Raw genomic sequence first — 8,651 nt, forward strand, 5'->3', positions numbered from 1 at the left:
TCCGTGGGGACCGTTTCGAGCTGGGCGGTCAGTCGTTGCTCAGGCCGAGGCCCTTGGTGAGGTCGGACAGTGAGCCGGACGGTGCCGACGGGCTGGGCGACGTCTCGGGCAGTGTCGGGGACGTCGGCTGCTGGCTGGGTTCCGACGGGCTGGGTTCCGACGGGCCGGTTGACGGCGACGGGGAGCCGGAGGGCTCCTCGCCGGGGTCCGAGGGAACCGGCGTCGGCGACGGGACGGGCGAGGGATCCGGACCGGTCGGGGGAGCCGTCGGCTTGGGCGCTGGCTTGCTCGGCGTCGGCTTGGGCGTCGGCGTCGGCTTTGGCTTCGGCTCGCTCGGGCTCGGCTTCGGCTTGGGTTTCGCGGCGGGCTTGGCCGGCTTCTTCGCCGGTGGCTTGGTGCTCGGCTCGTCCTTCGGCTTCGTCGGCCGCTGACGTGCCTCGGAACCCGGAGAGTCGTCCTTCGGCCGCCGGTCGGCCGCCGCTGCCGCACGTGAACCGGTGTTCCCGGCGGAGCTCGACGCGAACGCCGGGCCCCACGTGTCGACGTCGGACGGGTCGACCGCTCGGTCGGGAACCGGCCCGGCCGCGAAGAACTCGAAGTGCCACGGCTCGGGCTTCGCTCCGCCCGGCCGGGCCCACGACGGGTTGTCCCACCCGTAGTCCGGACCGTGTATCCGCAGCCAGGTGTACTCGGGGGACGCGCCGCCGGAGATGGGGTCGCTGAGATCCACCGCGAGGCCCCAGCCGTGGTTGGACGTGCCCGGCACGGCAGCCAGGTGCGGCTTCGAGCCCGCGAGGCTGATCTGCTCCACGTAGGTGCGGTACGAGTCGGTGATCGGGATCGGGTAGCCGAACCTCCGCTCGAACTTCTCGCTCAGCGCCGTCAGCCGTTCCGCGGCGTCGCAGCGCAGCATGTGCCCCGGTGCGAACTCGAGGTCGCAGAGCACCGCCGCCGGGATCCGGCCGTTGGCATAACCGAGCGTCGAGTCGCCGAACACCGCGACCACGTCGTCAAGGCTCGAGCGCAGCGAGGAGCCCGGACGCCCTGGACCGCCCGCGAGCAGCGGCGAGCCGCCCGCGCGCTGCACCTCGACGGGAGCACCCGACGCCGACCGGTCCAGCATGCCCGCCAGCCGCACCGCCGCGACCGTGACCTGGTCATAGGTGACGAGGCCGATCTCCGGGCCTATCTCGTGCGGCTCGCCCTCCGGCGCCGTCCGGCCGCTCGCGTGCGAGTGGCCCTCCGCGGCGCGCACGTAGGACACGGCGACGGCCGACAGGACCTCCTGCCGCGCCGGTTCCTCGACGTCCTGCGGGCCCTGGCGCTCCGCGGCGGCGCGGGCGACCGGCGCGTCCTGGACGCGCAGGCCCCCGTTCTGCTCGTCGGACGGCCGCTGCTGCGCCTGGTAGGTCGTGTACAGCATCCCGAGCTCGGCAGCCGCCTGTGCGATCGCCGGGCTGAAGTCCGGACCCTGCTCTCGCGCCAGCTTCTCGGCCCGCTCCAGGAGCGCCACGATCTGCTCCACGCTCACGTCCGCGGGGACGGCCCGGACGGCCGGCTCAGCCCTGATCTCGCCGTTGTGCTCGGCGGAGTGGTACTCCGCGGAGTGCCGCTCGGCGAAACGTTCGCCGTCGCCGTCGGACAGCTGCCCGGGCGGGACATTCGCCGAGACGGTGAAAAGCAGACCCCCGGCGGTCACGGTGGCGACAATGCCTGCCCAGCCGGTGCGGACCAATCTGTTCAGGTCCGATCTGTTCAGGAACAATCTGTGAGAAACCGGTACGGATACGGGCACAGCGAACTTCTTCGCCTCGTCCTTCACACGTCGCTCCCTCAGTTTGGTGCGTTCATTCGTGGTGCGTCTCGCTCGGACCTGTCCGCGGCGGTTAAAGGATCTCTTGGGGGCCGTTAAAGGAGTATCACGAGTTGGGTTGACGCACGAGGCGAAGCCCGTGTGCGGTCGCACTTCCGGTCGCGGAGAGGAGGACCAGCCGTAGGCTTCCTCTGGCATTGCCCATTGAAGGTAATGGGAGTTTCCTGAGAGGGGAGCGGGCGTGGATCCAGAGCACGGGTCTTGGGCGGGCGGCTGGTCGGCAGGATCGTCAGGGCGGGCAGCGGACCAGGGCGGTGGGGGACTGGATCGCGTGGTGCACGGCAGGGACCGGGAACTGAGACTCGTCGAGGCGTTCGTGACCGGTCTCGACCCCACGACCCTTGTGGTGAGCGGCCTCAGCGGTATCGGCAAGAGCACGACGGTGCTGGCCGCGCTGCACCGGATCGGCGCACAGGCTTCGGCGGTGCGGGTCGTGCGGTCGTGCGCGTCGCGTCCGTACGCCCAGGCGCTCTCCGGTCGCCCGCACCTCGACCTGTCGGCCTACTCGGCCCCGGCGCCGGCCTCGGCCCTGGTCGGCTCAGCGCCGGCCGAGCCGGCGCCGCTCGGCTCGGCGCCGGGGCACGAGCTCGACGTGGCCGGTCTCCTGGACGCGGTGGGCTCCGCCGTCGGACCGGAGAGCGCGGGGCCCCGGATCCTGTTCGTCGACGACCTGGACGTGCTCTCGGCCGGCCGGGCCGCCTGGCTGCAGCAGCTCGGGGACCTGGCCTACGAGCGCGGCTGGCGCATCCTGGCGGCGGCCCGGCACGTCCCGGTGGGCCCGCTGCCCGACGACGTCGAGGTGCTCGACCTCGGACCGCTCGACGCCCCGTCGCTGCGCCTGGTGCTGGACGCCGCGCTGCGAACACCGCTGGCCGCCGACGTCGCGGAGCGCCTGCACTGGTGGAGCTCGGGCAACCCGCGGATCGCCCTCGAGCTCGCCGACGCGCTGAGTCCCGGGCAGCGGCGTGGCGGCGAGCACTGGCCCGGCCCGGACGCCGTCGGGCCGGTGGCCCGGCGGACCTTCCAGGTGCTGCTGGGCGGTCTCGACGACACCGCGAGGTCCCGGCTCGCGAACCATCCGGTCCTGGCGGCGGCCGGCGTGCTGGACCGCACGGTCGACGACTCCGCGCAGTGGAGCGTCGGGCTCGGCACCATCTCGGTCCCGCCGGGACCCGGCGACGTGAACCGGCTGGCCGCGCGCTACCCGCTGCTCGCGCTGCTGTGCCGGGAGCAGGCCCGCGAGACGGCCGACGCCGGGTCCCCCGAGGACGAGCCTGCCGACGCCGGACCGGCCCCCGACGGCGACCGTCCGGCCTTCCCGGTCGCCGCCACCCTCGCCGAGGTGATCCTGAACGGGCTGCACCTGGACGCCGTCGACGGGCTCTCCTCCGGCGAGCGGGAACCACGTGCCGCAGCCCGTGCGGTCGGCCTCACGCTGCTGAGCGGGGCGACGTGGGCGGACGACCGCGCCCGCTGGTGGACGCCCGCGACGGTCAGCCGGGAGTGGACGGATCACCTGTGGTGGTCCGGGGCGACGGCCGTCGAACCCGCGCAGAGTGCGGCAGGGGAGCGCGCCGCCGCAGCGCTGATCCAGCTTGAGCGCACCGGCTGCCTTGCCGATCCGGCCGGCCTGCGTACGGACCTCGAGGTGATCGGGTCGACGCGGCGCCTGGACTGGGTGGGCGTCTGCCTCCAGGTGCGCGCCCGGCTGCTGCTGGGCGACGCGGCCGGGGCGCGGCGGCTCCTGGACGGCGAGTCGGGCACGTCGTCCGGCAGGACCGTCGCGGAGGTCGTGGCGAGGCACCTCGCCGCCGCGAGGGTCGCGATGTTCGAGGGGTGCGCGGCCGACGTCCGGCAGTGCCTCGCCCGCGTGACCGACCTCCGCCCCAGCGTCGCGGACTGGCTCCCGGTCCAAGGGCTGCGCGCCGCCGCGGCCGCGATGCTCGACGGCAGGGCGCCGACCAGCTCGGTCCCGCTGTCGGCCGAGGCGTGGTCGACCAGAGCGCTCGGCGAGTTCGCCGTGGACCTCGGCGCGGCCCATCTCGCCGTCGGGCAGGCCGAACGGGCCGCCGAGCTCCTGGCCCTCGGGCTCGAACAGTGCCAGTGGCCCTACCGGGGCCGGGTCCAGGCGCGGGCCGACCTGGTCGAGGCGGTCCTGGCCTCGAGAGGCGTCCACGGCGAGCTGCCTCGGGCGGCGCTCGCCGACCCGCCGATCGAGCCCGCCGAACGGGGCGGCGCGGACACCGGCGCGGCCTACGCGCGGCTGCAGGCCATGCTGGCGGCCGCGGGGACGCGAGACGACGTCGAGGACTGGCTGCCTGCCTCCCGCCTGGTCTCGCCGTGGCAGCGGCTGCGGTCGCTCGTCGCCTACGGGCGGTACTGCCTGGCCCACGGGGACCGCGCGGCCTCGGAGCCCGCTCTGACGGAAGGCCGGGTGCTCGCCCGGCTGGCCGGCACGCCCGGCTGGCGCAAGGCGATCGACGCGTGCCTCGCCGGCTTCGGCACGTCGGACGGTCCGGGCTGGGCCCGGCTGAGCGGGAACGACCGCGAGTTCGTCCGCCTGGCCCTGCGGGGAGTCACCAATGCGCGGATCGCGGAGGCGGCCTACGTCTCCGAGCGCACCGTCGCCAATCGCCTGCGCCAGATCTATGTGCTCCTGCGGGTACGGGACCGCAAGGAACTGATGGAACTGGCCGAGGTGGACCCGCCCGGCTGGCTCACCGGCAACGGCTGAGGTATTTTTTCACCCGCTCCTTTTTGAGCTCTTTCGTCGCTTGCTGGGTCAGTGACCGAAATTCCCCGCCCTTTGTGCTCCGAGTTGTCCTCGGTTGCATCGACGCACTTTGTCCTGCGCGGCACTGCGCTCGTGCATGATTGCCGTTCACGCGTGGCAGACCATTGCATTCCTGTGTCTTCTGAGGGCGGGCACGTACCTGATCTGGTGCGGGTCACAGCAATTCCGACGCCGTTGCAGCAGGCGCGAACGTGAGGAGTGATCTTCTTGGTCTCGACGCATGTGCCGTTCTTCCGAAGGCGAGATTCCCGAGGGCGAGTGCGAGGTGGCGCGACGTTGCGCAGAGGCCTCGCCGCAGTGGCCGCCTCAGCGCTCTTGATCACGGCGGTCGGCGCCCCCGCCGTCGCCGTGGACAACTACCCCGACGAGCCCTCCGAAGCGGAAGCCAGCGTGCTGGCGTCAGAGCTCATGCAACAGGAGCTGCTGGGTGCGGCGACCTCCGACGCGGGGTCGCTCAGCAACCCCGGCCCGAACACGGAGAACCTGAACGTCGACCTCCTCGGGTCCCAGGTGCTCGCGCTCGGCGACATCCAGCTCCCGGTGGACCAGTTCCTCGACTTCGGGCAGATCGGCGCACTCGCCAGCACCAGCGAGGCCTCCGGTCCCGTGGACGCGCACGCCGTGTCCGGCCTGCTGGGCGCCGACGGCGGCGTCACCCTTGACGGTGCGGAGGACTCCTTCGGCACCGCGTCCATCGACGTGCTGTCGCTGGCGGAGCTCGTCGGCGTGGACGGCATCACCGACGCGGTGGTCGACGAGCTCACGATCGAGCTGGGCGCCCTCGGCGCCGAGGTCATCGCCGAGGACGGCGTGATCCTCGACCCCGACGGCGGCGTGACCGGACCGGGGCAGTACCGCCTCGGCGACGGCACCCTGCGCCTGCACTCGCCGGTCGTCGAGGGGGCCGCGGAGAGCATCTACGACCTTGGCGGCGCGATCGACACGCAGATCGAGACGCTGGTCAACGACACGCTCGACATCTCGGCGCTGACCGCGCTGCTGGCAGCGGTCCCGGGGATCCCGGAGCCGACGGTCACCGTCGACTCGGACATGCAGGAGACGCTGTTCCAGTCGGTCGTGGGGGAGCCGATCACGTCGGCGAACCAGCTCGTGACCCTCGACCTCTCCACCGGTGAGCTGCAGGTCCACCTGGAGCACCTGGTCGAGGGCAACGACCCATGGGGTGGTGGCGACGACGTGGGCATGAACGGTCTCGCCCCCAACTACGAGGTCCTGGACGACCAGACGTACCCGCAGATCGCCGAGGGCATCCACGAGATCATGCAGGAGGCCACGCGCATCCTGATCGGTGCGATCGAGGACTCCCTGAACGCGGTGACGATCGACATCGCGTTCTACGACCAGTCGGCGCTCGGCACGCTCGACGTGTCCTGGTCGGTGCCGCTGGCCGACGCCGTGAACGGTGACTTCCCGCAGGTCGTCAACAACAGCACGGGCACGCAGGCGGTGGTCGGCGCGCTGCTGGCGACGACGATCAACGGCCTCGGCAACACCGCAGCGCCGATCTTCGGGGCGGTCTACGACCTCATCATCAGCGACGCGGGCGACCAGATCTTCGAGCTGCTGATCAACGACATCAAGACGGGCATCACCTCGACGATCGGTGCGGCCCTGTCGCCCGTGTTCGACATCGTGGTGCAGTTCGTCTCGCTGCAGATCAACCACCAGGAGACGGCTACCTGCACCACCGCCGACGGCACGGAGCTGCTCGGCCAGCTCGAGGTCTCCGCGCTCAGCCTCGGACTCGTCCAGGCGGCGGACGCCGGCCGGATCGGCCTCGGCAACGCCGGGGTGCGGATCGACGCCTGCGACCTGGCGGCCATCGCCCCGACCCTCGCGGTCGACCCGGGCGAGGTGCCCCCGGGCGGCACGACGACGGTGACCGGCGAGGGCTACACGCCGAACTCGACGGCCACGGTGCAGCTCACGGATGCCGACGGCAACCCCGTCGGTGACCCGATCACGGTGGACACGGACGAGAACGGCGCCTTCACGACGCCGCTCGTGGTGCCGGAGGACGCCGAGCCGGGTGACTACACGGTGGTCGGCACGGACGACACGACGGACACGCCCGCGGAGGCGCCGCTGGTCGTGACCCCGCCGTCCGCGATCACTCCGGAGCTGACCGTCGATCCGGCGGAGGTGGCTCCGGGCGGCTGCACGGAGGTGTCCGGCACCGGCTACACGCCCAGCTCGACGGCCACGGTCCAGCTCACGGACGCCGACGGCAACCCCGTCGGTGACCCGATCACGGTGGACACGGACGAGACCGGTGCGTTCACCACGGAGCTCTGCGTCCCCGAGGACGCCGAACCGGGTGACTACACGGTGGTCGGCACCGACGACACGACGGGTACGCCCGCCGAGGCGCCGCTCGTGGTGACCGAGGCGCCGGCGATCGACCCGGTGATCACTGTCGACCCGGCGGAGGTCGTGCCGGGTGGCACGACGACGGTGACCGGCGAGGGCTACACGCCCGACTCCACGGCGACGGTGCAGCTCACGGACGCCGACGGCAACCCCGTCGGTGACCCGATCGTCGTCGACACGGACGAGAACGGTGGCTTCACGACGCCGCTCGTGGTGCCGGAGGACGCCGAGCCGGGTGACTACACGGTCGTCGGCACCGACGACACGACGGACACTCCGGCCGAGGCGCCGCTGACCGTGATCACCGGAGCCGAGCAGTGCGAGTCGGCACCCGAGCTCACGGTGACGCCGAGCTCCGCACCGGCGGGCGCGACCGTGACGGTGGTGGGCACCGGCTTCCCGGCCGGGGTCGACGTCACGGTGCAGCTCACCGACTCCGAGGGCAACCCCGTGGGCGACCCGGTCACGGTCACTCCGGACGAGGACTGCTCGTTCACCACGGACTACACGATCCCCGAGGACACCGAACCTGGTGACTACGAGGTAGTGGCGGAGCCCGAGGACGGCAGCGACGGCGCCGAGGCGCCGCTCACGGTCGAGCCCGCGGACATCACGCCGTCGCTGACGGTCGACCCGACCGAGGTCGAGTCGGGTGACTGCACGACGGTGACGGGTGACGGCTACACGCCTTCTTCGACGGTCACTGTCCAGCTCACGGATGCCGACGGTAACGCAGTGGGCGACCCGATCGTCGTCGACACCGACGAGAACGGTGCCTTCACGGTCGACCTGTGCGTGCCCGAGGACGCCGAGCCCGGTGACTACACCGTGGTCGGCACCGACGACACGACGGGTACGCCCGCCGAGGCGCCGCTGACCGTGATTACCGGTGCCGAGCAGTGCGAGTCGGCACCCGCGATCACCGTGGAGCCCAGCTCCGTGGAGGCCGGCGAGACCGTGACGGTGGTGGGCACCGGCTTCCCGGCCGGGGTCGACGTCACGGTTCAGCTCACCGACGCCGAGGGCAACCCGGTGGGCGACCCGGTCACGGTCACTCCGGACGAGGACTGCTCGTTCACGACGGACTACACGGTTCCGGAAGGCACCGAGCCCGGTGACTACGAGGTCGTCGCGGAGCCCGAGGACGGCAGCGAGGGCGCCGAGGCGCCGCTCACGGTCGAGCCGACGGCCATCGACCCGTCGATCACGGTGGCTCCGGCGGAGGTCGCGCCGGGTGGCACCACGACGGTGACCGGCGAGGGCTACACGCCCGACTCGACGGTGACGGTGCAGCTCACGGATGCCGACGGCAACCCCGTCGGTGACCCGATCGTCGTCGACACGGACGAGAACGGTGGCTTCACGACGCCGCTCGTGGTGCCCGAGGACGCCGAGCCCGGCGACTTCACGGTCGTCGGCACGGATGACACCACGGGTACTCCGGCCGAGGCGCCGCTGACCGTGATCACCGGAGCCGAGCAGTGCGAGTCGGCGCCGGAGCTCACGGTGACGCCGAGCTCCGCACCGGCGGGCGCGACCGTGACGGTGGTGGGCACCGGCTTCCCGGCCGGGGTCGACGTCACGGTGCAGCTC

At 72.2% G+C, this 8,651-nt stretch carries 3 protein-coding genes; 2 read left to right on the forward strand and 1 reads right to left on the reverse strand.

From position 1 onward, the window contains the following. Positions 1-28: 28 nt before the first annotated feature. Complete coding sequence (locus ACFWE2_RS22335; RefSeq protein ID WP_377226403.1) at positions 29-1,699, reverse strand: M15 family metallopeptidase; 1,671 nt, start codon at positions 1,697-1,699, stop codon at positions 29-31. 448 nt (positions 1,700-2,147) lie between these two features. Here ACFWE2_RS22335 and ACFWE2_RS22340 point away from each other — a divergent pair, with 448 nt between their 5' ends. Both ACFWE2_RS22340 and ACFWE2_RS22345 read left to right on the forward strand, forming a co-directional pair. Next, entirely contained in the window at positions 2,148-4,607 is a 2,460-nt protein-coding gene (locus ACFWE2_RS22340; RefSeq protein WP_377226404.1) for an AAA family ATPase, read from the forward strand. Positions 4,608-4,943: 336 nt separating this feature from the next. Next, positions 4,944-8,651, forward strand: a 3,708-nt coding sequence (locus tag ACFWE2_RS22345) for a choice-of-anchor G family protein (RefSeq protein ID WP_377226405.1), incomplete at its 3' end; no start/stop codon positions are given.

It is taken from the genome of Promicromonospora sp. NPDC060271 (genome assembly GCF_042726755.1).
In the GTDB taxonomy this organism is placed as follows: domain Bacteria; phylum Actinomycetota; class Actinomycetes; order Actinomycetales; family Cellulomonadaceae; genus Promicromonospora.